The following is a 22612-nucleotide window of genomic DNA, read 5'->3' as shown; positions in this document are numbered from 1 at the left end:
GCAACAGAAAGGCAAAGGTTCACTGCTGACACAATTTGACAGCAGGGCATGTCACAAGGCACCATCATGACCTACGCACAAAATGTCTGGCTTTATTTCGTCCTGCTGTTTGGCATCATCATCGTGCCGGGCATGGATATGTTCTTTGTGATCGCCAATTCCTTGACCGGTGGCCGGCGCGCCGGGCTTGCTTCGGTGCTGGGCATCAATCTGGGTGGCATCTGGCACACTTTGTTTGGTGCGTTCTTCGTCGGAGCGCTGACCACGCTGGCGCCCAATCTGATCACCATCATCCTGATCGCCAGTGCGGCTTACATGGCGTGGATCGGTTTCACGCTGATCCGCAGTTCAATTACCGTGGATAGTATTGGGGCCGCACCACAGCGCAGCATCGCCTCGGCCTTCACGCAAGGGTTCGTGACCTGCATCCTCAACCCCAAGGCCTATATGTTTGTGCTCGCGGTTTACCCCACTTTCATCCAGCCGCGCTTTGGGCCGGTCTGGATGCAGGCGCTGGTCATGGGGCTGCTCACGCTGGTCACCCAGTTCGTCATTTACGGCGGGCTGGGGGTGGCGGCGGCGAAAGCGCGTGAATTTCTTACGGGCAACCCAGCTGTTACCATCACCATCGGGCGGGTCTGCGGGGTGATTTTCTTCGTGGTGGCCGGTTTCACGGTTTGGCACGCCCTTAACGCGTGAACTGGCGCATTCCGCTCGCCCGCCATCCCTGCTAGGTTAGACTCCAAGCCATTATCAGCAGGAGTCTGCCGCCATGAACAAGCCCGTCTCGTCCAATCAGTGGGAACCGTCGCCGAACAATCTGGAAGCGTTCTGGATGGGCTTCACGCCGAACCGCGCTTTTAAAGCCAAGCCCCGGATGATCGCGCGGGCGAAAGACATGCATTACTATGACATCAAGGGCAATGCGATCCTCGACGGGTCGGCTGGCCTCTGGTGCACCAATGCCGGCCATTGCCGTGAGCCAATTGTAAAAGCCATTCAACAGTCAGCTGCTGAACTCGATTTCGCACCGACGTTCCAATACGGCCATCCCAAGGTGTTTGAACTGGCCTCGCGCCTGTCCACCATGGCGCCGGGCGATTTGAATTATGCCTTCTTCACCAATTCCGGTTCGGAAGCCGCTGATACGGCGTTGAAGATTGCGCTGGCTTATCACCGCGCCCGTGGCGAAGGCACCCGCACCCGCCTGATTGGGCGTGAGCGTGGCTATCATGGCGTGAATTTCGGCGGCATCGCTGTCGGCGGCATGGTCGCCAACCGCAAGTGGTTTGGCGCGATGATTGCTGGTGTTGACCATCTGCCCCACACCTATAACCGCAAGGAACAGGCCTTCACCCGTGGCGAGCCGAATTGGGGCGCCCACTTGGCTGAGGATCTGGAACGCCTGGTTGCGCTGCATGACGCTTCGACCATCGCTGCCGTTATTGTCGAGCCGATGGCGGGTTCGACCGGCGTGCTGCCGCCGCCCAAGGGCTATCTCAAGAAGCTGCGCGAGATTTGCACCAAGCATGGCATCCTGCTGATATTCGATGAAGTGATCACCGGCTTCGGCCGTCTCGGCGCTGCCTTTGCCGCAGAGCGTTTCGGCGTGATCCCTGATCTGATGACCTTCGCCAAAGGTGTGACCTCCGGCACGGTGCCGATGGGCGGCGTGATGGCGCGCCAGGGCATCTATGATGCGTTCATGAATGCCCAGGACCACGTGATCGAGCTGTTCCACGGCTATACTTATACCGGCCATCCGATGGCTGCGGCTGCCGGCGTTGCCACGATGGATCTCTACCGTGACGAGGACCTGTTCGCCCGTGCCGCCAAGCTGGAAACCAAGTGGGCCGATGCCTGCTTCACCCTGCAGGGCAACCCGCTGATCGAAGACATCCGCACCATGGGTCTGGTCGCCGCCTTCGACATGAAGCCGATTGAAGGCAAGCCGGGGCTTCGCGCCTACAAGGCCATGGAAAATGCCTTCCACGATCATGGATTGCTGATCCGCATCACCGGCGACACGATTGCCCTTTCACCGCCGCTGATCATTACGGAAGCTCAAATTGACGAACTTTTGGGCGAAAGGTTGCCTGCAGTCCTGAAGTCAGTGGCAAACCTCTAAAAAAAGCTCCGCATACGGATTCACACGGCCTCTCCAGAAGGCTACGCTTACCCTTGTGATTCGCGCATGGATGGGTTGCATGGCGGGCAGTGCCAGCAATCTGGGGCGTGAACTGGGTTTGCACATGGGTGGTGTTGGGGCTCGCCCAGCATATCCGTGATCTAGGGGCTGGATTGAAACAGGATTGGGCGCTGCTGATCGGCTTTGGCCTGGCCATTACGGGCTGTTGTGGCGCATTGGCCTATGTGGCCGCAGGTGGCATCGAAGTAACCTTCACGCTGATGGCCGGATTGGCCTTCCTGGCGGCAGGCCACATTCTCCTCCTCATCCTGATGGTGCGCCAACGCGACAGCTTCCATGAAAGGCTGGCCAATGTGACGCGTGCGTCCGCTGATCTGCGGGCCGAAGTGCGTAGCAAAATGGAAGTGGCGCTGTCGCGTATCCAACAGGTTCAAACCGAAACCCGCAGCCGCACAGATTCAATGATCGGCGGCATTTCGGATCTCAAGACTTCATATTCCGCACTCCGCCAATCGCTGAACGATCAGGTGGCCAATCCACCCATCCTTACCCGCAAGGCGGAAGTGAGCAAAACGGAAGTGAGCAAGCCATCGGCGCGCAAGATGCCGCAGCTCGAAGAATCCGTTGCTGCGCGTTCTGGCGAGACAACAGCCTTGGCGGAACGGATCAATTTTGCGTTGGAGCCGGTGGTAGATATGCGCACGCGCCACACCGCACACTACCGCCTGCATATGTCATTGCCGCTTGGCAAGGTTGAAGTCAGCGGTGAAGCACTGCTGGAACAGGTTTCGCGCAGCGGCCTGCGCCCGCAGCTGGACAGCGTGGCCGTCAATGAAGTTCTGCTGCTGTTGCAGCGGTTGCGCCAGCGTGATGGCGATCTCTGCATCATCATGCCGATTGGTGCTCAAACCCTGGCGGACCCGCAAACGGTGAAGCGTATTGCCGAAGCCACGCATGCTGCCGGTTCTGCCGGACAGGGTCTGGTTCTCGAATTGCGGCACGCCATGCTGCCGCTGCTGACGCCGCCCGGGCTGGAGGGCCTGGCGCAATTGTCGCGGCAAGGCCAATCCTTCGCTTTGGCTGATGCCGCACCGGGTGCGCTTGATCTGGCCGCGATGAAAACGCTCCATGTGAAAATGGTGGGCATTGAAGCGAGTGAATTGATGCAGGCCCAGAACCAGCCATCCCTGACGCGCTTTGCGCAGGAAGCCAGGTTGCATGGCATCAGCACGGTCATTATCGGCGTGGAGGACCCACAGCTGGTGTCCCGTCTGACCCAGGTCACGCCGCTGGCTTGCGGGCCATGCTTTGCCGCACCCCGTCGTGTGAAGCGGGCGCATGGCGAAACACAAGACAAGCACCAGAAACTCGTTCAAGCTGCTTAAACTATGAAGCAACTTTCGGCGCGTTTTCCTATCTGGCTTTGTGATGTCTGGGGTGTGGCCCATGACGGGCGCAAGCCCATTCCGCATGCAGTTGACGCACTGATCCAGCATCGCCGCGCTGGCGGCAAGGTGGTCTTCATCACCAATGCGCCCACGCCCAAGCTGAATGTGCAGGCTTTCATCGACAAGATCGGCGTGCCGCGTGAGGCTTATGACGACATGGTGACCTCGGGCGATGTGACCCGCGAATTGATGGTTGAGCTTGGTGATCATGGCCTTTATCACCTGGGGCCGCCGGAAGACCTGCCGATTTTCAAGGGCCTTGAAGTCAAACGCGTGCCGCTGGAGCAGGCGGGCGCTGTGCTCTGCACTGGCTTTATCGATGAGGTGGCGCGCGCCGGCATGAAGATCGATCATGCTCTGCTGGAGCAATTCCTGTCACGCGGCCTCACGATGATCTGTGCCAATCCAGACAAGGTGGTGAGCATCGGTGGTGTGCTGATCCCCTGTGCCGGTGCCATTGCCGAAGTTTATGGGCAGATGGGCGGGCGCGTCATGATGGCGGGCAAGCCCTTTGCGCCGATCTATGATGTGGCATTGAAGCATGCGGGCCATCCAGATCATATCAAGGTTCTGGCCATTGGCGATGGGCCTGACACGGATGTGAAAGGCGCCATGCAGAACAATTTGCCTTGTGTGTTTGTCTCAGGCGGTATCAACAAAGGTGCTGACCCGGAGGCCGAGGTGCGGGCCCGATATCCCGATGCGCGCATCATGAAGGTTATGCCTGAACTTTACTGGACGTAACAATTTGGCTACCTGTGAGAGCCATGTTTGAAGTCACTTCCGAAAATCCCCTGCCGGACAAGCTGCGCGGTGGCATTGCCGCCATCGGCAATTTTGACGGCGTGCACCGGGGCCACCAGGCCTTGCTGGCGCAGGCCAAGGCGATTGCCGCCAAGGAAGGCAAGCCTTGGGGTGTTGTCACCTTCGAGCCGCATCCGCGCGCGTTTTTCCGGCCGGAACAGCCGGTGTTCAGGCTTACGTCGCAAGCACTGAAGCTGCGCCTGCTAAAGGCATTGGGCGCGGATTTCGTTTCAGTCGTCACGTTTGACAGCGAGTTGGCCTCGCTGCGGCCGGAAGCCTTCATCGTGCAGGAACTGCAGGAAAAGCTCGGCGCGTCGCAGGTGATCGCCGGGTTTGATTTTCATTTCGGCGCAGGCCGCAAGGGCAATGCCGATACGCTGCGCACGATGGGCCTGAAAGTCACTACCGTAGCGGAAGTGACCGATGAGGGTGCCGGCCACATGGCCTTTTCCTCCAGCAATATTCGCAACGCGCTGCATCAGGGGCAATTGCGTCAGGCGGCGCGCGAGCTGGGTTATGACTGGATGATCGAAGGCACGGTGGTGCAGGGCGACCAGCGCGGCCGCACCATTGGGTTTCCTACCGCCAACATCATCGTGGAGCCCGGCGTTGAACCGGCACGCGGCATCTATGCCACTTTCGTGCACGAGGCGGGCAAGGCGGCACCGATCTGGATGGGGGCGGGTTATTTCGGCGACCGGCCAACATTCAATACTAACCGGACATTCTTCGAGGTTTTTCTGCTGGACCAGACGCTGGATCTTTACGGGCGCGAATTGCTGGTGAGCTTTGTCGAGTTGATCCGGCTGGACCAGAGCTTCACTTCGGTGGAAGCCTTGATTGCCCAGATGACGGCCGATTGTGAATCAGCGCGGCGGATTTTGAGCAGATATGTTCCGGCTAATTTGCCGCTGGCCAGACTGCAGGCCGAGGGGAAAATCTAGTCTTCCTCTGCCGGGTCCAGGAACCTGTGCAGATGCACGATGAAATAGCGCATCTGGGCGTTGTCGATGGTTTCGCGGGCCTTGCCGAGCCAGGCTTGGTGCGCGGCTTCGTAGTTGGGATAGAAGCCCACGACATCGAGGCGGGCGAGATCCTTGAAGGTGATGCCGCTCACATCCGAAAGCTCTCCGCCAAATACCAGATGGATCAATTGTTCCTGTGGAAGTTTGGGCTTCTTCATGTTCTCTCCAAAAAGGTCATCACTGCAGCATGGCGCGCGGCCCCAGCTGCTACAAGCCCGTTCTGCTTGGGGTCATTGCGGCCGAATATCATATCATGGCCTTGCTCGTCGCTGATCTTGCCACCCGCTTCTGTGACGAGCAACGCGCCGGGTGCGATATCCCAATCATGTTTGGGGCCGAGCGAAACGACGATATCAACCTCGCTGCCTGCCAGCATGGCCAGCCTTGTGATTTGCGGCGTATAGGACACATTGACAGGCTCGGCGCCTGAACCTTGCAGTTTCTGGCGGGCCTGTGAACGCGCGGCGAGGCGGGCGTGATTGAGATCGGGCGCGTCTGACATATGCAGGGTTTCGCCGTTACAGGTGGCTCCCTTGCCATGTTCGGCCAGATAGAGAAGGTGTCTCGTGGGCTGGATCACGCCGGCAACAATGGGCTTGCCCTGTTCACACAGGCACAGCCCGATGCACCATTCATGGCGCATATCGGCAAAGCTGCGCGTGCCGTCGATTGGGTCCAAAATCCAGCAGCGCTGGCGGGTGAGGCGGGTGGGATCATCCGGGCCTTCCTCCGAAAGCCAGCCATAATCCGGACGCGCACTGGCCAACATCTCACGCAGTGCATCATTGACCGCGAGATCACCAGCGGTGACCAGCGAGCCATCGGGCTTCTGCTGCTTTTCCACATCGGTGCGGTAGAACTGCATGGCCACCGCACTGGCGCGCGTCAACGCGGCCTTGAGGAGATCAACGTCCTGCAAGGGTCATGCCCTCGACGAGGCAGGAAGGGGCGTTGGTGGAGGAGCGGAATTCCAGATCCGTTGCGGGGGTGAGATTGAGGAACATGTCGATCAGGTTTCCCGCCACGGTGATTTCGCTGACCGGATATTGGATCTCGCCATTTTCGATCCAGAAGCCACCCACGCCACGGCTGTAGTCGCCAGTGGCACCATTGATCGACGATCCGATGAAGTCGGTGATCAGCAAGCCTTTCTTGATGGACTTGATCATGTCTTCCTTCGACTGGGTGCCGGGCTCCATATGCAGGTTCGTCGTTGATGGAGAGGGCTGCGAGGAGAGGCCGCGCGAGGCGCTGCCCGTCGATTGCAGATTGAGCTGCCGTGCGGCGCGCAAGTCGAGTACCCAGGAGGTGAGCACGCCCTTGTCGATGAAGTTGCGGCGCTGTGTTGCCAGGCCTTCGCCGTCGAAGCTCTTGGACGCAAAGCCGCGCAATCTGTGCGGATCATCCACAATGGTGATGCCCGGCTTGAACACTTGCTGTTCCAGCTTTTCCTTCAGGAAGGAAACGCCACGCGCGATGGCTGCGCCATTGATGGCACCCGCCAAGTGACCGAGCAGGCTGGCGGCCACGCGGCGATCAAAGATCACCGGCACGGCCTGGCTTTTGAGTTTCTGCGGGTTCAGTGCTTTCACAGTGCGTTCAGCGGCCATCCGGCCAACATAGGCTGGATTTTCCAGATCGGAGAAATGGCAGGCTGATGTGCCGTAATAATCGCGCACCATGTTGGTGCCTTCGCCGGCGATTAGCGTGGCATGCAGACCAAAGCCGGTGCGGCGGTAGCTCTTAGCGAAGCCGTTGGATGATGCGAGTGCAATGTCGCTCGATGAAGATGAAGCGCCCGCTGCGCCGCTTTTGGAAATGCCTTTCACGGCGAGGCCTGCGGCTTCGGCTTCTTCCGTCATCTGCTTCAGCTGGGCGGCAGTCGGATAAGTCTGGGAGACGAGATCGAGATCAAGCTCGCTCTTTGCCAATTGCTCGGGTGCTGCGAGGCCGCTGAATGGATCAGGCGGGGCCAGCTTGGCCATCGCCACGGCGCGTTCAGCCAGTGTGCGGCGCGCATCCTTGGTGAGTACGCTGCCGGCGATTGTGGCCGAGGATTGCCCGGCGAAAATGCGCAAGCCCACGCCGCGGCTTTCGGATTGTTCCAGCTCTTCGATCTTGCCTTCGCGCATGCTGATTGATGAGTCGCGCTGTTCCACCACCATGGCATCGCCAGATGTGGCACCGGCCTTCAGGGCAAGGGCGAGCGTGTCTTCGGCCAGTTCGAGCAGTTCTTTATTCATCGGAGGAAGCAACCTGCAATCATGCCAACGAGGATGAGAAGACCGAAATTCCGGTTGGCGCGGAACAGGGAGACGAGGCGGGCACCATCAGTGTCATCAAATTTTCTGACTTGCCAGAAGGCATGGATGGCAGCGCCGAGAACCCCGATATGGGCAATCAGCGGGGCGGATGCAAGCTGCAAGGCGACGTCGATAGCGATGAGGGCGGCAGCGAAAAAGCCGGTCAGCCAATAGGGGGTGGACTTGCCGAACAGCAAGGCGGTGGAGCGCACGCCGATCAGCGCGTCGTCATCCTTGTCCTGGTGGGCGTAGATCGTGTCATAGGCCAGCGTCCAGAAAATTCCGCCGATATAAAGCGCGAAACAGGCGGGCGCGAAGGCGTTGGTTTGCGCGGTGAAGCCGACCAGTGCGCCCCAGTTGAATGCGAGGCCCAGCACCAGTTGCGGCGCGTCGGTGATGCGCTTCATGAAGGGGTAGATGGCGACGATGACCAGCGAGGCGATGGATGTATAAATGGTCAGCAGGTTGAACTGCAGCAGGATGATGAAGCCGATCGCCAGCAGTCCTGCAAGGAAGGCAAAGGCCTGTTTGCGCGAGACGCGGCCTGAGGGCAGCGGGCGGTTCCGGGTGCGGTCAACCTTCGCATCGAAATCCTGATCGGCGAGGTCATTCACCACGCAGCCGGCGCCGCGCATGACCACGGCGCCGATGAAGAACAGAAATCCATGCCAGAGATTGGGCATGCCGCCGCCTTGCGCGAGCTGCGCCAGCGCCAGGCCCCACCAGCAGGGCAGCAGCAGCAGCCACCAGCCGATGGGCCGTTCCAGGCGCATCAACTGGGCATAGGGCACCAGAGGCGCTGGAAGGCGCTCGGCCCAATGGGCTTTCACCGCATCACGGATGGTGGTGGAAGAAGGCATTGGCGGCGTGATACACGGCTCTCATGGCAAAAACCACTCCCCGCTTGTTTGTTGATCAGAAACTTGAGGCCAAGGCTGAGGTGACTCTCGCGCCTGAGCAGAGCCATTATCTTGCCAATGTGCTGCGCCTGCAGCCGGGTGATGCAGCTTCGGTATTCAATGGCGCTGATGGCGAATGGCTGGCGCATCTGGCAGAGGCTGGAAAAAAGAAAGTGGTGCTGCGGCTGGAACAGCTCACCAGCGCTGCCAAGCCGCCGCCGGATATTGATTATCTATTCGCGCCGCTGAAACATGCGCGGCTGGATTATCTGGTGCAGAAGGCCACGGAGCTTGGCGCGCGGCGTTTGCGCCCGGTGATGACGGCGCGCACCATTGCCGAGCGCGTCAACTTGGAACGCATGCGCGCCAATGTGATTGAGGCGGCCGAGCAGTGCAATCTGGTGTTTGTGCCAGAGGTGCTGGAGCCCATTTCGCTGAATGCAGCATTGCAAGGCTGGGATGCGGGCCGTGCATTGATCTATTGCGACGAGACGGCGGAGATTGGTGATCCACTCAAGGCGCTATCCAAGGTAACCGCCCCCGCCGCCATCGTGGTCGGGCCGGAAGGCGGTTTCACCATTGAAGAACGGGCCATGCTGAAAGCGTTGCCTTTCGTCACCGCCGTTTCCCTCGGGCCACGCATCATGCGCGCCGATACGGCGGCGGTTGCAATCCTGAGTGTGGTGCAGGCTGCCATCGGCGACTGGAGGTAATGGTAACCACGGCAGTTTTATTTGACTTGCCGCTGTCACCGGGAATGCCTATTTCAGCACCTCCACGGGGAAGAGCAACTTGAGCGGACCTACACCGGAAACTGAAGCTGGGCGCGCGCGTATCAGTTCGAAGGCACAGATGATTGCCTATTTCGAACAGGGCGTGAAGCCGCGCGCCGATTGGCGCATGGGCACCGAGCATGAGAAGTTTCCGTTCCTCAAAGACACGCTGCGGCCCGTTCCCTATGCCGGCAAAAGCTCGATCAAGGGCCTGCTGGAGGGCTTGCGTGACCGTTATGGCTGGCAGGGCGTTTATGAGGGCGAGAATATCATTGCGCTTTCGAAGCCGAATTCCCTCGCCAATATTTCGCTGGAACCGGGCGGGCAGTTTGAGCTTTCCGGCGCGCCGCTGAATACCGTCAATGACACGTGCGGCGAAGTCACCGAGCACTTGGCCGAGGTCAAAGTCATCGGCGATGAGCTGGGCATCGGCTTCCTCGGCCTCGGTGCCTCGCCGGTCTGGACACGGGCGGAAACGCCGGTCATGCCCAAGGGCCGCTATGGCATTATGTCAGCTTACATGGACAAGGTGGGCACGCTGGGGCGTGACATGATGTTCCGCACCTGCACGGTGCAAGTGAATCTGGATTTCGGTTCGGAAGCCGACATGGTGCAGAAGCTGCGCGTGTCGCTGGCGCTGCAGCCGCTGGGCACCGCTCTGTTTGCCAATTCGCCTTTCCTGGAAGGCAAGCCCAATGGCTATCTGTCGTTCCGTAGCCATGTCTGGGAAGACACTGACAATGCGCGCGCAGGCATGCTGCCTTTCGTGTTCGAGCAGGGTTTTGGTTTCGAGCAATATGTGGATTATGCGCTCGATGTGCCGATGTATTTCGTCATGCGCGACGGCAAGTTTGTGAATTGCGCAGGCCAAAGCTTCCGCGCATTCCTCAATGGCCGCCTGCCGCAATTGCCGGGCGAATTGCCGACGATGCGTGATTGGGGTGACCATCTCACCACAGTGTTCCCGGAAGTGCGGCTGAAGAAATATCTCGAAATGCGTGGGAGCGATGTGGGTAAGGGCGGCATGCTTTGCGCGCTTCCGGCGCTGTGGGGCGGATTGTTCTATGATCAGAATGCGCTCGATGCGGCGTGGGATCTGGTGAAGGGTGCCACGGCTGAACAGCGCCAGAAGCTGCGCCATGATGTGCCGAAGCTGGGCCTGAAGGCTGAGTTCATGGGGCGTTCGTTACAGGATATTGCGAAGGAAGTTTTGGGCCTCGCGCGTGCCGGATTGAAAGCGCGCGGCTTCGGCGAAGAGCCGTTCCTTGATGTGCTCGATGAAATCGCCCAGAGCGGCAAGACCCATGCCGACCGGTTGCTTGATCTCTATCACAGCGCCTGGAAGGGCGATATCAAGCCGGTTTTCAAAGAGACAGCGTTTTAGTTTTACTCCGCTGCCATCAGGCGGGTGTTCATGCCCTTGCTCGTCAGGCTTTCGCGCACATGCTGGGCCAGAGCTTGCGCCCCGCGGCTGAGCTGACCCGGACGCTGCATCATGCCGATGTCGAAAGCACCCAGTGCCGGGAAACCTTCTGCTTCGGTCAAAATCCGCATTCCGGGCTTCACACAGATCATCGGCATGGCAGAGACGGCCAGGCCCTGCTGCACGCAAGCGGCGATGGTTGAAAAATTGGGGCTGGTATAGGCAATGCGGTAAGGCCTGGTGATATTGACCAGCGCCTTCTCCACCAGCCTGCGCCAAGAGCAGGAGGATGAGGCCGCAGCGACAGGCAAGACATCCATCGAATGGGTCGCATGGCGCTGGGAGGTGACCCAGACGAGTTCAGCACTGGTCAAGGCTTCGCCATAGACGTCACCGCCATTGAAGGTCACGGCGGCCACATCGAGCTCGCTGTTGCGGATCCGTTCGGCAAGGATATCCGAGGGGTGGCACTCCACTTCGACATTCACGGCCGGGTGGGTGCGGTGAAAACGGGCCAGAATTTCTGGCAGGAAAATATCGGCATAGTCATCCGGGGTGCCGAAACGCACGGTCCCGGCAATATCGGGCTTGGTGAAATAGGACACCGCCTCGTCACTGAGTGTGACCAGCTTTCTGGCATATTCAATCAGCCGCTCGCCATCCACGGTGAAGCGGATGCCCCGGCCTTCCTTCACGAAAATCGGCCGGCCCAGCGTTTCTTCCAATCTTTTCATCTGCATAGAGACGGCGGACTGGGTTTTGTTTACCTCTTCGCCGGCGCGGGTAAAGCTGCCGGTATCGATGATCGCGAGAAAGGTCTTGAGCTGGTCAATGTCGAGATTGGGGGTCATTTCAGCCATCCATCACATTTATTGATGGGAGTTATAAAATACATTCGTTGGATAAATCAATCTATTTCTGCGATGAATGCTTATCAACACATCACGGAAAGGAATAGATCATGGACAACTTCGCATACCACCAGGCTCAGCAGTTTGGCTCAGTTGAAGGTTATGGTCCTCTGGCTCAGCTGATCGAAGTGATCAGGCGCCGCTGGGAGAAGAAGCGCTAAGCTTCTTCACCAGGCTCCAGGCCATGAAAACCGACACCACGCCAAACACGATCCCGCCTAACGCAATCCCCACCATGATCCCCTCAGCGCCGGCGATGGCAGCGCCTGCTATCGCAAAGGGGATCGTGCCGATGGTGGCTTTGCCCCAGTTCACCAGCGTTGAATAACCCGGCTTGCCGAGGTTGTTGAAGGCCGCCATGGCCACGAACTGCGCGCCCACAAAGGCCCAGCTTGCCGCGATATAGGTCGCGAAGAACACCACCAGCTCAGCCGCACGGCCCGTCACACTGAAGGCGGATGCCATTTCATGCCTGAACAGGAACAGGATGAAAGACGTGACCAGCGCGTAGAGAAACGCGAAGGCGATGCCATCCCGCAATGTGCGGTTCACCCGCGTGAAATTCCGGGCGCCAAAGTTCTGCCCGATGATGGGCCCCACTGATCCTGATAAAGAGAAGATGATCCCGAAGGCCACTGGCACTACGCGGTTGACCACCGTGCCTGCCGCCACGATCTCATTGCCGAAGGGCGCGAAAGTGTAATTCATATAGGCAGCTGCAAAAGGCGTGGCGAGCTGGGTGAGGATTGCCGGCAAGGCGATGCTCAGAATTTCCGGCAAGTCGCGCTTCAGGCCCGACCATGAGGCAGGCGGCAGGAAATCGTGCACATGGCGCAAAGCGTAATAGCCCACGCCGAAGGCCGCAATGCATGAGATGGCATTGGCAGCGGCGGCACCCTGAATGCCCCAGCCGAAATAGAAAATGAAAATCGGATCGAGGATGATCGTCACGGTGGCGGTGACCATGGTGATATACATGGCGCGCTTGGCATCGCCCAGGCCGCGCAGGCTGAACGAACAGGCGAGTGCGCCGCCCAGAAAGATGAAGCCGGGCGACAGCGTCCAGATGAACAGTTTGGCCAGGCGTGCGGCTTCACCAGTGGCACCCAGCAGGGAAAGGATGGGGCCGATGAAGATGGCAATGAGGATCGTGTAGGCGGCGCTGAAGGCGAAGGACACCAGCATGGTCGAAGTGGCGAATTCGCGGGCGCGCTGCGGGTTGCCAGCGCCCAGATAGCGCGCCACTAAAGCGGCGGCGGCAATGCCAGAGCCAATCGACAAGGACAGATTGGCGAAATCAAGCGTGCCGGCAAAGCCGATGGCGGCGGTGAGATCGGTGTTGCCCAGCCGGCTGAGGAAATAGAGATCGGCGAGATCGACGACGAACAGCGTCATCAGGCCCAAAGCGCCAGTCAGCGTCATGATGACGACGTGGCGGAAGGTAGAGCCGTGCAGGAAGCGCGCTTGTGTGTTTGTCCCGGTCGCCGACGAATTGGTCAAAGTTCAAACCCCTGGGCGGCCGCTTCACTCGCGAACTTCGCAAAGCCCGTATAGTGATGTGCGCGCAGGCCTGCAATGCGGGCTCCTTCGACATTGGATTTCTTGTCGTCGATGAACCAGCATTGCGCGGGTTCGCGGTGCAGGGCCTTCAAGAGGCGGCGGTAGCTTTCGGGGTCGGGCTTCTTGGTGCCGAATTCATAGGAGCAGAAGCGCATGTCGAAAATGGCGGCGGCTTCGGGAAACAAAAGATCGAGGTGGTTTTTCACCACCGGGCCATTGTTGGTATAGATCGCCAGCTTGGCCTGGGTTGCGATTTTCTGGGCCACGGCGAGGACCTCGTGGTTCGGCGTCATCGCTTCGCTGCGGGCGGCGATCCATTGATCCAGAGTGATGGTGCGGCCAATGCGCTTGCTGAATTCGTTCAGGTAATGCTCGATCTCGCTATAGCCGCCCTGGTCGGCGAGGTCTTCGAAGCCTGAATCCCACACGGCGGCGCGCACATCGCGGGCGGTGACATCGGCCAGCTTGGCCAGCGCGCGCAGACGGCGGCCTAGATCATAGTGGCAGAGCACATCGTCCATGTCGAAGATCACGAGTTCGGGGCGGGTCATGGGATGCGCATTACGGTTTCATTGTTTCAGTTCCGTCACCCCCGCGAAGAGGGATGGCGGAATGAAATTGGATCATATCAAGTGGCGGTACCGCCGACAGTCAGGTTGTTGATGCGCAGGCTGGGTTGGCCGACGCCGACGGGCACGCCCTGTCCGGCCTTGCCGCAGGTGCCGATGCCGGGATCAAGCGACAGGTCATTGCCGACCATGGCGATGCGCTTTAGGGCGTCAGCGCCTGAGCCGATCAGGATGGCGCCTTTGACCGGGCGGCCGATCTTGCCGTCTTCGATCAGATAGGCCTCGGTGCAGGTGAAGACGAATTTGCCGGAGGTAATATCGACCTGGCCGCCGCCGAAGCTCTTGGCATAGAGGCCCTTCTTGATCGAGGCGCGGATCTCATCCGGGTGGTGCTTGCCGTTCAGCATGTAAGTGTTGGTCATGCGGGGCAGGGGCACATAGGCATAGGATTGGCGGCGGCCATTGCCGGTGGGTTTCACACCCATCAGCCTCGCATTCAGCCTGTCCTGCATGAAGCCGACGAGCTTGCCGTTTTCAATAAGGGTCGTGCAGTTGGGGGCGGTGCCTTCGTCGTCAATCGAGATCGAGCCGCGCCGGTCCGGGATGGTACCGTCATCGACGACGGTGACTTCATCTGAGGCGATCATCTGGCCCATCAAGCCGGCAAAGGCTGATGTGCCCTTGCGGTTGAAATCGCCTTCAAGGCCGTGGCCGATGGCTTCATGCAGAAGAATGCCGGGCCAGCCGGGGCCGAGCAGCACATCCATTTCGCCAGCGGGGGCCGGATCGGCATCGAGGCCCACCAATGCCTGGCGCACGGCTTCCTCGGCGCACTCTTTCCAGTTGGCTTCGGTGAGATAGGTCATCGGATCGGCGCGGCCGCCAAAGCCGTGATTGCCCTGGCCGGAGGTGCGGTTGTCGCTGGTTGTCACGGATACGCCGAAGCGGGTGAGCGGGCGCACATCGTGATAGAGGCTGCCATCGCCACGGGCGATGGTGACTTTTTGCCAAGACGAACCCAGCGAGACGGAAACCTGACTGACGCGCGGATCGATACTGCGGGTAAAGGCATTCACTTCTTCGAGCAGATTGATCTTCTTGGCGAAGGCCATGCTCTCGACCGGGTTGAACTGGCCGTAGAGTTTCTTGGTGGTGGTTGCCGGTGCCACATCGACCTTGGCTTCCTGGCCGGCATTGAGCACGGTGGCGCAGGTTTCAGCCGCGCGCTTCAGCGAGGCGGCATCGAGGATTGAGGAATGGGCATAGGCGGCGGTTTCGCCAGTGACGGCGCGCAGGCCGAAGCCCTCGCCCTGATCGAAAGTGGCGGTGCGCAGGCGGCCATCGTCGAAGACCAGGGCTTCGGATTGCGAATGCTCGATAAAGAGCTCGCCATCATCAGCGCCTTTGAGGGTTTCAGCGACAAGCTTCAGGGCCTTTTCGTCGCCCAGGGCTTGCAGATCATCATGTGCGGGGTGTGTCATGCCCCCTAGATAGGCAAAAAGGCCCGCCGGTGAAAGGGCGGGCCTGATGAAAGTCGTTTGCTGGCCTTACTGCTTCGGTGGCGTTGGCGCGTTCTTGTCGAGATCGGCCAGCCCGTCGACAAAGCCCGGCAGCGGGAACTTCACCGGGAAGCCATGGCCCGGGCGGTCATAAAGGTAGAAGGTGATCTGCTTGCCCTTGGCAAATTTCTTCAAGGTTGCTTCGCTGGCTTCACCGAAGGCGATGCACACGCCCTGCGGCAGGCAGCGGGTGAAGGCGAGGCGGCCTTCAAGTGCCGTGCCATCAATTTCCATGGCAACGCCGGTAGGCAGGTAAACGCCGATGGGGGCCCAGGCATCCATGGTGGTGGAGGCCTTGCCGGTCTGGTCCTTCTGGCGCTTGACGATCAAGGTCAGGCCGATCTTCTGTTCGTCGGTGTTGTTGCCGGTGCGGGTCATGCCGCAGGCCTTCTGCGGGGGCTGGTCCTTCTGGGCGGGCACGTCACCGCATTGGACGATCCAGCCATTGTGGGTGGCGATGGTTTCAACCGGCGGGCCTTGGGGTGCGCCACCAGCGGCCTGCTGACCGCCAGCGCGGGGGCCCAGATTGGCGGGCGGCGGCGGCGATTGGCCCTGGGTGTTTCCACCCGCGTCTGATTTGGGCTGCTCTTGCGTTTGACCCTGGGTCTGGTCGGTCTGGGCAAAGCCGGTGGACGACGTGGCAGCAAGGGCGGCCAGCAGGCCTGCCAGAAGCAGAGTTTTACGGACGTTCACGGTTTGATTCCCTAGACTGTTGATGGAGGGGGAAATAGCCGCTCGAAATTGCAAACACAATATTGAATTTCAGGGCGGTTTTGTTGAATAATCAGCTGTGGAGAGAAACTGGAAATGCGGCAGAATTCCGGCGCAACTGCACTGTGGTCCAGCGCAATGACGTTTTGCCGCGCCCGCGCCCGTTGCGGGGCGCTTGGATATGTGGTTCACCACGCAATTGGCAGACTCTGCCCAAAAAATTCGAGGTTTTGTATATGACACAGATCAAATTGCGCCTTTTGTTCCTGATCGCAGGTATTTTGGCGCTTCCGGCCGTGGCTTTTGCAGGCTTGGGCCATCCTGATCCGTGGCAATACTGGTTGCAGGATGCGGCAACCCCGGTGCAGGAATTCATCATCACCTTTCATAATTGGATGGTGGTGCTAATCACCATCATCACGCTCTTCGTGCTGGGCCTGCTGATCTATGTGATGGTCAAGTTCAATGCCAAGGCGAACCCGGTTCCCTCCAAGACCACCCACAATTCGCTGATCGAAGTGGTGTGGACCATTGTGCCGGTGCTGATCCTGGCCGCCGTTGCCATTCCGTCCTTCAAGCTGCTCTATCTGGAGCGCAATATCCCCAAGGGCGACATGACGATCAAGGTCATCGGCAACCCGTCGTGGAACTGGACTTATGAATATCCTGACCTGGGCGTGAATGAAGATAAATCCGCCAAGGTGTCTTTCACCTCCTATCTGCTGCCGGAAGACAAGGCCAAGGCCGCCGGCGTGCCTTACCTGCTCTCCACCGATGTGCCTGTCGTTGTACCCGTCGGCAAAGTGGTGAAGCTGATCGTGACCTCTGATCCTGAAGGCATCATCCATGCCTGGGCCATGCCCTCCTTCGGCATCAAGATTGACGCCATTCCCGGCCGCCTGAACGAAGATTGGTTCCAGGTGACCAAGGAAGGCGTGTTCCATGGCCAGTGCTCAGAACTGTGCGGCAAGGACCATGCCTTCATGCCCATCGAAGTGTGGGCCGTTTCGGAAGACAAGTTCAAGGCCTGGTCCGATCTCGAGCTGAAGGGCCCGAAGCCGGAAGAGCTGACCGATTTCCTGAAGACCATCCGCCCGGCGGACAAGGTTGCTTCCAACTAAGATTCGAGGACGAACCCACATGGCTGACGCTCACGCACATCACGATGATCATGCTCACCAGGATCCTTCGGGCATCCTGCGCTACATCAAGTCCACCAACCACAAAGACATCGGCACGATGTATTTGTATTTCGCGATCATCGCGGGTGTGCTGGGTGGCATTCTCTCGATCCTGATGCGCATGGAGCTGATGGAGCCGGGTATCCAGTATTTCACTGGTCTGGCCCAGATGGTGTATGGCGTTCCGGCTGATGCCGCGCTTGATAACGGCAAGCAGATGTTCAACGCCTTCGTGACGGCGCATGGCCTGATCATGATCTTCTTCATGGTGATGCCTGCGATGATCGGCGGCTTCGGCAACTGGTTCGTGCCGCTGATGATCGGAGCACCCGACATGGCCTTCCCGCGCATGAACAACATTTCCTTCTGGCTGCTGGTTCCGGCCTTTGCCCTGCTGTTGATCTCGATGTTTGTCGAAGGCCCCTCGGGCATGCATGGCGTAGGTGGCGGCTGGACGATTTATCCGCCGCTGTCATCGACCGCTGGCCAGCCTGGCCCTGCCATGGATTTTGCCATTCTGTCGCTGCATATCGCCGGTGCATCGTCGATCCTCGGTGCGATCAACTTCATCACCACCATTTTCAACATGCGCGCGCCCGGCATGACGCTGCACAAAATGCCGCTGTTTGTCTGGTCGGTGCTGGTCACTGTATTCTTGCTGCTGCTGTCGCTGCCGGTTCTGGCTGGTGCCATCACCATGCTGCTCACCGACCGCAATTTCGGCACGTCATTCTTCGTGCCGTCCAAGGGCGGTGATCCGCTGCTGTTCCAGCATCTGTTCTGGTTCTTCGGCCATCCGGAAGTTTACATTCTCATTCTTCCCGGCTTCGGCATTATCAGCCAGATCATCTCGACCTTCTCCAAGAAGCCGGTGTTCGGCTATCTCGGCATGGCTTACGCCATGGTCGCCATCGGCGTGGTTGGCTTCGTGGTCTGGGCGCATCACATGTATTCCGTTGGCATGGATGCCGACACGCAGGCTTACTTCACCGCCGCCACGATGATCATCGCCGTGCCAACGGGTGTGAAGATCTTCTCGTGGATCGCCACGATGTGGGGCGGTTCGATCGAGTTCAAGGCGCCCATGCTGTGGGCCATCGGCTTCATCTTCCTGTTCACCGTTGGTGGTGTGACCGGCGTGGTGCTGGCCAATGCCGGCCTCGACCGCGACTTGCAGGATACTTACTACGTGGTGGCTCACTTCCACTACGTGCTGTCGCTCGGTGCCGTGTTCGCCATCTTCGGCGGTTGGTATTTCTGGTTCCCGAAGATCACCGGCTATATGTATAGCGAGGCGATTGCCAAGACGCATTTCTGGGTCACCTTCGTTGGTGTGAACCTGGTGTTCTTCCCGCAGCATTTCCTCGGCCTGGCCGGCATGCCGCGCCGCTATATCGACTATCCGGAAGTGTTTGCGGGCTGGAACATGGTGTCGTCGATCGGCTCCTTCATTTCTGGTTTTGCCGTGCTGATCTTCCTGTTCGGCATGATCATGGCATTCGTGCGCCGTGTGCCGGCTCCGGCCAATCCCTGGGGCGTGGGTGCCACGACTTTGGAATGGACGCTGCCTTCGCCGCCGCCCTTCCATCAGTTCAATGAACTGCCGGTCATCAAGTAAGAGGGCCGCTTGAGCCTCAACCAAACATATCACGCGCTGAACGAGGCCGAAGGCGGCCAGGGTTCGGCGCGTGATTATTTCGAGCTGCTGAAACCGCGCGTCATGTCGCTGGTGATTTTCACCGCCATTGTCGGGCTGTTTGCAGCACCGGTACATATTCATCCGTGGTTCGGCTTCATCACCATCCTGTGCATCTCGATGGGGGCAGGTGCGTCGGGTGCGCTGAACATGTGGTACGATGCTGATATCGACGCTGTGATGCAGCGCACGATGAAGCGCCCGGTGCCCTCGGGCAGCATTCTGCCGAGCGAAGCCTTTGGCTTTGGCCTGGTGCTGTCGCTGCTTTCGGTCGCCATGCTGGGGCTGTTCGTCAACATGCAGTCGGCGGCTTTGCTGGCCTTCACGATTTTCTTCTATGTCGTCATTTACACGATGGGGCTGAAGCGCCGCACCTCGCAGAACATTGTGATCGGGGGTGCCGCCGGTGCCTTCCCGCCGATGATTTCGTGGGTGGCTGCGACTGGCCGCATTGACCTCGGCGCGATTGCTTTGTTCCTGCTGATTTTCGTGTGGACGCCGCCGCATTTCTGGGCGCTGGCCCTCTGGCGCGAGGGTGATTATCACAAGGCGGGCGTGCCCATGCTGCCCAATGTTCATGGCCGCGCTGAAACCCGCAAACAGATTTTGATCTATGCGCTGCTGTGCATTCCGGTGGCTGCGCTTCCGGCTATGGTCGGTGTTGCGGGTTGGCTCTATACCGTTGGTGCTGCGGCGATGACTTTGGTGTTCGTGGCCAAGGCCGTGAAGCTTTACCGGCTTGGTGAGAATGATTTGAACAACAAGGTGGCCAAGGGCCTGTTCGGCTTTTCGATCATCTGGCTGTTTGCGCTGTTTGCCCTGATCCTGGTTGAAAAGATTTTGGGCCTCGCCGCCTTTGCAGGTGTGTTCTGATGGCTGACAATCGCAAGGTGCCGGCCTTCTCCGCGCAGGACATGAAGCGCCGCAAGACGCGCAACCTGATCATGGCGCTCGGGCTCGTCGCCTTCATCGTGATCGTCTTCGTCACCACGATCTTCAAGATCAAGGCGGGGATTCAATGATCAAGTATGTGAAGCCTGATGCCAAAAAGAACCGCCGCGTGGCGATTTCCGCCGCCTTGGTTTTCGCCGGCATGGTCGGCATGGCCTATGCTTCGGTGCCGCTGTACAAAGTGTTCTGCCAGCAGACGGGTTTTGGCGGCACCACCCAGCGCGCCGAAAAGGCGCCGGACAAGGCCACCGATCAATTTATCTCGGTGCGGTTTGACAGCAATTCTGCTTCCGAACTGAACTGGCGCTTCAAACCAAAGCAGACCTCCATGCGCGTGCGCATCGGCGAGCAGAACATGGCCTATTTCGAAGCCACCAATCTTTCCGACAAGGTGAAGACGGGCAGCGCCGTTTACAATGTGGCGCCGCCGCTGGCTGGCGCCTTCTTCAACAAGATCCAGTGTTTCTGCTTTACCAAGCAAACACTGAAGCCGGGCGAGAGCGCTGAATTCCCGGTGGTGTTCTTTGTTGACCCATCGATCCTGCAGGATGCCGACGCCAAGGGCACGCAGGAAATCACCCTGTCATACACTTTCTATCCTGCTGACGCGGATGCGCCCAAGCAGGTGAGCACGAATTGAGAATTTGAGGAGCGACACCATGGCTGACCCGCACGGCAAACATCACGATTATCACCTGGTCAATCCCAGCTGGTGGCCCTTTGTAGGCGCCATCGCCGCCTTTGTGACCGCCGTGGGCGCCATCACCTGGATGCATGGCGCGCCGTCCTACGTTCTGGTCATCGGCTTTGCCATGGTGCTCTACACCATGTTCATGTGGTGGCGCGATATCATCATCGAAGCCCATGCGGGAGATCACACGCCTGTTGTGTCGCTGCATCTGCGCTACGGCATGTTGCTGTTCATCGTGTCGGAAGTGATGTTCTTCGTGGCCTGGTTCTGGGCCTTCTTTGACGCATCGCTGTTTGCGGGTGAAGCCAATCTGGCGGCACGCGTTGCGGCCACCGGTGGCATCTGGCCGCCGAAGGGAACGACCGTGTTCGATCCGTTCCACCTGCCGCTGCTCAACACCATGATCCTGCTGACCTCGGGCACCACTGTCACCTGGGCGCATCACGCGCTGCTGGGCAATGACCGCAAGGGCCTCGTCTGGGGCCTTGGCATCACCATCATCCTTGGCATGATCTTCACCTGCGTGCAGGCCTATGAATATGCCCATGCAGCCTTTGCCTTCTCCAATGCCAATGGCGGCAATATCTATGGCTCAACCTTCTTCATGGCTACCGGCTTCCATGGCTTCCATGTGGTGGTCGGCACGATCTTCCTGTTCATCTGCTGGCTGCGCGCCCTGAAGGGTGACTTCACCCCGAAGCAGCATTTCGGCTTTGAAGCGGCCGCCTGGTATTGGCACTTTGTGGACGTGGTCTGGCTGTTCCTGTTTGTCTGCATTTACATCTGGGGCAATCACGGCGGAATGATGCCGCTGGAATAAACCGAGCATTTTTTGAGGCCCTCGCCATTGGCGGGGGCCTTTTTCTTTGAGGGCACTGCGTTGGACGAAAACTACTACCCCGATTTTTCAGCCGCCAAGACCGGCATGTTGGGCAAGTGCCCGCGCTGCGCGCGTGGCAAGCTGTTTTCCAGCTATCTTAAAGTGGCCAAGGAATGCTCCAATTGCGGGCTGTCCTATGACTTTGCCGATGCGGGTGATGGTGCGGTCTGGTTTGTCGGGCTGTTTGCCTGTGTGGTCGGTGTCGGCAGTATTTTTGCAGCCGAAGCGATCTGGCAACCGGCTTACTGGGTGCATGCACTGCTTGGCATCACGCTGATCATCGTTGCGCCCTTGCTGCTGTTGCAGCCGGTGAAGGGCTGGCTGATTGCCCAGCAATGGCGGCACAATGCCCATGAGGGGCAGCTGCATTGATCAAGAAGCGCCGCCTTTGGCCGGTGCTGCTGGCGGCGGCTTTGGGCCTCATCGTGCTGTGCTCTCTAGGCACCTGGCAGATGAAGCGGCTGGCCTGGAAGCAAGGGCTGATCGCTACTCTCCATGAACGCATGGCGCAGGAGGCCATTCCACTTGCCGATGCACTGAAGCGTTATCAGGCCGGCGAGGATGTGGAATATCTCAAGGTTTCGGCCAAGGGCACATTTGATCCCGCGCATGTTCAGCTGAAGCAGACCACTTTCAAGGGCCTGGCGGCCTGGGAAGGGCTGGCCGGTTTCCATGCTGAAGATGGGCAGGATGTACTGGTCGATCTGGGCGCTGCGCCGGCGCGTGACGTGGCGGTTAAGCCCGTTATGGAAGTCACCGGCATTATCCGCCTCCACAATCTGGGCCGGGGCACTTTCGATCCGACCAACAATCCCGCAGCCAATGAATGGTACTGGTGGGATGTTCCTGCTTTGCAGCAGGCCGCAGGGCTGAAAGCCGGCACGCCGCCGGTGATCCTGCAGGCGTTTGAGAATGCATCCGGCTTTACGGCTGCGGAGGCGAAGGTGGAATTGCGCAACAACCATCTCGGCTATGCCATCACCTGGTATGGTCTGGCTTGTGCCCTGGTGGGCGTGACCTTGGCCTTTGTGTTGAGAAAGGCTGACTTGCAGTGATTTTGCAGGAGCAGTAAGGCACCG

24 protein-coding genes are annotated in these 22612 nt (G+C 59.3%); 15 read left to right on the top strand and 9 right to left on the bottom strand.

Annotation, left to right across the window (positions count from 1 at the left end):
• Positions 1–66 precede the first annotated feature (66 nt).
• The 5 genes from F8B91_RS14005 to F8B91_RS13985 all read left to right on the top strand — a co-directional run bounded on the left by F8B91_RS14005 (position 67) and on the right by F8B91_RS13985 (position 5345).
• Positions 67–699 carry a LysE family translocator gene (locus tag F8B91_RS14005; protein WP_196504468.1) on the top strand — a complete coding sequence of 211 codons (633 nt, stop codon included), beginning with the start codon at positions 67–69 and terminating at the stop codon, positions 697–699.
• Positions 700–772: 73 nt separating this feature from the next.
• Positions 773–2128 (top strand): aspartate aminotransferase family protein, encoded by a 1356-nt coding sequence (locus tag F8B91_RS14000; protein ID WP_196504467.1) that lies wholly within the window; start codon positions 773–775, stop codon positions 2126–2128.
• A gap of 89 nt (positions 2129–2217) precedes the next feature.
• Positions 2218–3534: an EAL domain-containing protein gene (locus F8B91_RS17085; protein ID WP_196504466.1), complete on the top strand. Its 1317-nt coding sequence runs from the start codon at positions 2218–2220 to the stop codon at positions 3532–3534.
• A gap of 3 nt (positions 3535–3537) precedes the next feature.
• On the top strand, positions 3538–4341 hold the full coding sequence (locus F8B91_RS13990; RefSeq protein ID WP_196504465.1) for a TIGR01459 family HAD-type hydrolase: 804 nt from the start codon (positions 3538–3540) through the stop codon (positions 4339–4341).
• Positions 4342–4364: 23 nt separating this feature from the next.
• The gene (locus tag F8B91_RS13985) at positions 4365–5345 is read left to right on the top strand and encodes a bifunctional riboflavin kinase/FAD synthetase (protein WP_196504464.1); all 981 of its coding nucleotides are present in this window, start codon (positions 4365–4367) and stop codon (positions 5343–5345) included.
• On the opposite strand, the gene F8B91_RS13980 is transcribed toward F8B91_RS13985, so the two are convergent.
• The 4 genes from F8B91_RS13980 to ubiA are packed head-to-tail and all read right to left on the bottom strand — an operon-like array spanning position 5342 to position 8589.
• The gene (locus tag F8B91_RS13980) at positions 5342–5584 is read right to left on the bottom strand and encodes a DUF4170 domain-containing protein (RefSeq protein WP_196504463.1); all 243 of its coding nucleotides are present in this window, start codon (positions 5582–5584) and stop codon (positions 5342–5344) included. The genes F8B91_RS13985 and F8B91_RS13980 overlap by 4 nt on opposite strands.
• Positions 5581–6345, bottom strand: coding sequence for a 3'(2'),5'-bisphosphate nucleotidase CysQ (locus F8B91_RS13975; RefSeq protein WP_196504462.1), 765 nt, complete (start codon positions 6343–6345; stop codon positions 5581–5583). Before F8B91_RS13975 ends, F8B91_RS13980 begins: the two co-directional genes overlap by 4 nt.
• Positions 6332–7669 (bottom strand): TldD/PmbA family protein, encoded by a 1338-nt coding sequence (locus F8B91_RS13970; RefSeq protein ID WP_196504461.1) that lies wholly within the window; start codon positions 7667–7669, stop codon positions 6332–6334. Before F8B91_RS13970 ends, F8B91_RS13975 begins: the two co-directional genes overlap by 14 nt.
• Complete coding sequence (gene ubiA / locus F8B91_RS13965; protein ID WP_196504460.1) at positions 7666–8589, bottom strand: 4-hydroxybenzoate octaprenyltransferase; 924 nt, start codon at positions 8587–8589, stop codon at positions 7666–7668. The genes F8B91_RS13970 and ubiA overlap by 4 nt, the downstream gene beginning before the upstream one ends.
• Positions 8590–8612: 23 nt before the next feature.
• On the opposite strand from ubiA, the gene F8B91_RS13960 reads away from it, so the two are divergent.
• Both F8B91_RS13960 and F8B91_RS13955 read left to right on the top strand, forming a co-directional pair.
• A complete protein-coding gene (locus tag F8B91_RS13960) occupies positions 8613–9341 on the top strand; it encodes a 16S rRNA (uracil(1498)-N(3))-methyltransferase (protein WP_196504459.1) in 729 nt (242 codons plus the stop codon).
• A gap of 79 nt (positions 9342–9420) precedes the next feature.
• On the top strand, positions 9421–10785 hold the full coding sequence (locus F8B91_RS13955; RefSeq protein ID WP_281432942.1) for a glutamate--cysteine ligase: 1365 nt from the start codon (positions 9421–9423) through the stop codon (positions 10783–10785).
• Positions 10786–10787: 2 nt separating this feature from the next.
• Here the strand turns inward: F8B91_RS13955 and F8B91_RS13950 are convergent, their stop codons facing one another.
• The 5 genes from F8B91_RS13950 to F8B91_RS13930 form a co-directional block, all read right to left on the bottom strand.
• On the bottom strand, positions 10788–11675 hold the full coding sequence (locus F8B91_RS13950; RefSeq protein ID WP_196504458.1) for a LysR substrate-binding domain-containing protein: 888 nt from the start codon (positions 11673–11675) through the stop codon (positions 10788–10790).
• A 192-nt stretch (positions 11676–11867) separates the two neighbouring features.
• Positions 11868–13235, bottom strand: a complete 1368-nt coding sequence (locus tag F8B91_RS13945; protein WP_196504457.1) for an MATE family efflux transporter — start codon at positions 13233–13235, stop codon at positions 11868–11870.
• The gene (locus tag F8B91_RS13940; protein ID WP_196504456.1) at positions 13232–13846 is read right to left on the bottom strand and encodes an HAD family hydrolase; all 615 of its coding nucleotides are present in this window, start codon (positions 13844–13846) and stop codon (positions 13232–13234) included. The genes F8B91_RS13945 and F8B91_RS13940 overlap by 4 nt, the downstream gene beginning before the upstream one ends.
• A gap of 77 nt (positions 13847–13923) precedes the next feature.
• Positions 13924–15345: a metalloprotease TldD gene (gene tldD / locus F8B91_RS13935; protein WP_196504455.1), complete on the bottom strand. Its 1422-nt coding sequence runs from the start codon at positions 15343–15345 to the stop codon at positions 13924–13926.
• A 66-nt stretch (positions 15346–15411) separates the two neighbouring features.
• Positions 15412–16116 carry an invasion associated locus B family protein gene (locus F8B91_RS13930; protein ID WP_196504454.1) on the bottom strand — a complete coding sequence of 235 codons (705 nt, stop codon included), beginning with the start codon at positions 16114–16116 and terminating at the stop codon, positions 15412–15414.
• A 254-nt stretch (positions 16117–16370) separates the two neighbouring features.
• On the opposite strand from F8B91_RS13930, the gene coxB reads away from it, so the two are divergent.
• From coxB to F8B91_RS13890, 8 genes are read left to right on the top strand one after another with little or no spacing between them, the layout of a single operon-like run.
• Entirely contained in the window at positions 16371–17255 is an 885-nt protein-coding gene (gene coxB, locus F8B91_RS13925) for a cytochrome c oxidase subunit II (RefSeq protein ID WP_196504453.1), read from the top strand.
• A 19-nt stretch (positions 17256–17274) separates the two neighbouring features.
• On the top strand, positions 17275–18933 hold the full coding sequence (gene ctaD, locus F8B91_RS13920; protein ID WP_196504452.1) for a cytochrome c oxidase subunit I: 1659 nt from the start codon (positions 17275–17277) through the stop codon (positions 18931–18933).
• Between the two features lie 9 nt (positions 18934–18942).
• The gene (locus tag F8B91_RS13915; protein ID WP_196504451.1) at positions 18943–19884 is read left to right on the top strand and encodes a heme o synthase; all 942 of its coding nucleotides are present in this window, start codon (positions 18943–18945) and stop codon (positions 19882–19884) included.
• Complete coding sequence (locus F8B91_RS13910; protein ID WP_196504450.1) at positions 19884–20033, top strand: hypothetical protein; 150 nt, start codon at positions 19884–19886, stop codon at positions 20031–20033. Before F8B91_RS13915 ends, F8B91_RS13910 begins: the two co-directional genes overlap by 1 nt.
• Positions 20030–20602 (top strand): cytochrome c oxidase assembly protein, encoded by a 573-nt coding sequence (locus F8B91_RS13905; protein WP_196504449.1) that lies wholly within the window; start codon positions 20030–20032, stop codon positions 20600–20602. The genes F8B91_RS13910 and F8B91_RS13905 overlap by 4 nt, the downstream gene beginning before the upstream one ends.
• A 19-nt stretch (positions 20603–20621) precedes the next feature.
• Positions 20622–21473: a cytochrome c oxidase subunit 3 gene (locus F8B91_RS13900; protein WP_196504448.1), complete on the top strand. Its 852-nt coding sequence runs from the start codon at positions 20622–20624 to the stop codon at positions 21471–21473.
• Between the two features lie 60 nt (positions 21474–21533).
• Complete coding sequence (locus F8B91_RS13895; RefSeq protein WP_246715265.1) at positions 21534–21905, top strand: DUF983 domain-containing protein; 372 nt, start codon at positions 21534–21536, stop codon at positions 21903–21905.
• Positions 21902–22588, top strand: a complete 687-nt coding sequence (locus tag F8B91_RS13890; RefSeq protein WP_196504447.1) for an SURF1 family protein — start codon at positions 21902–21904, stop codon at positions 22586–22588. The genes F8B91_RS13895 and F8B91_RS13890 overlap by 4 nt, the downstream gene beginning before the upstream one ends.
• Positions 22589–22612: the final 24 nt, after the last annotated feature.

The sequence above is a fragment of the Aestuariivirga litoralis genome (genome assembly GCF_015714715.1).
In the GTDB taxonomy this organism is placed as follows: domain Bacteria; phylum Pseudomonadota; class Alphaproteobacteria; order Rhizobiales; family Aestuariivirgaceae; genus Aestuariivirga; species Aestuariivirga litoralis_A.
Note: the sequence above shows the minus strand (reverse complement) of the source record. Positions and strands in the feature narration are given on the sequence as shown.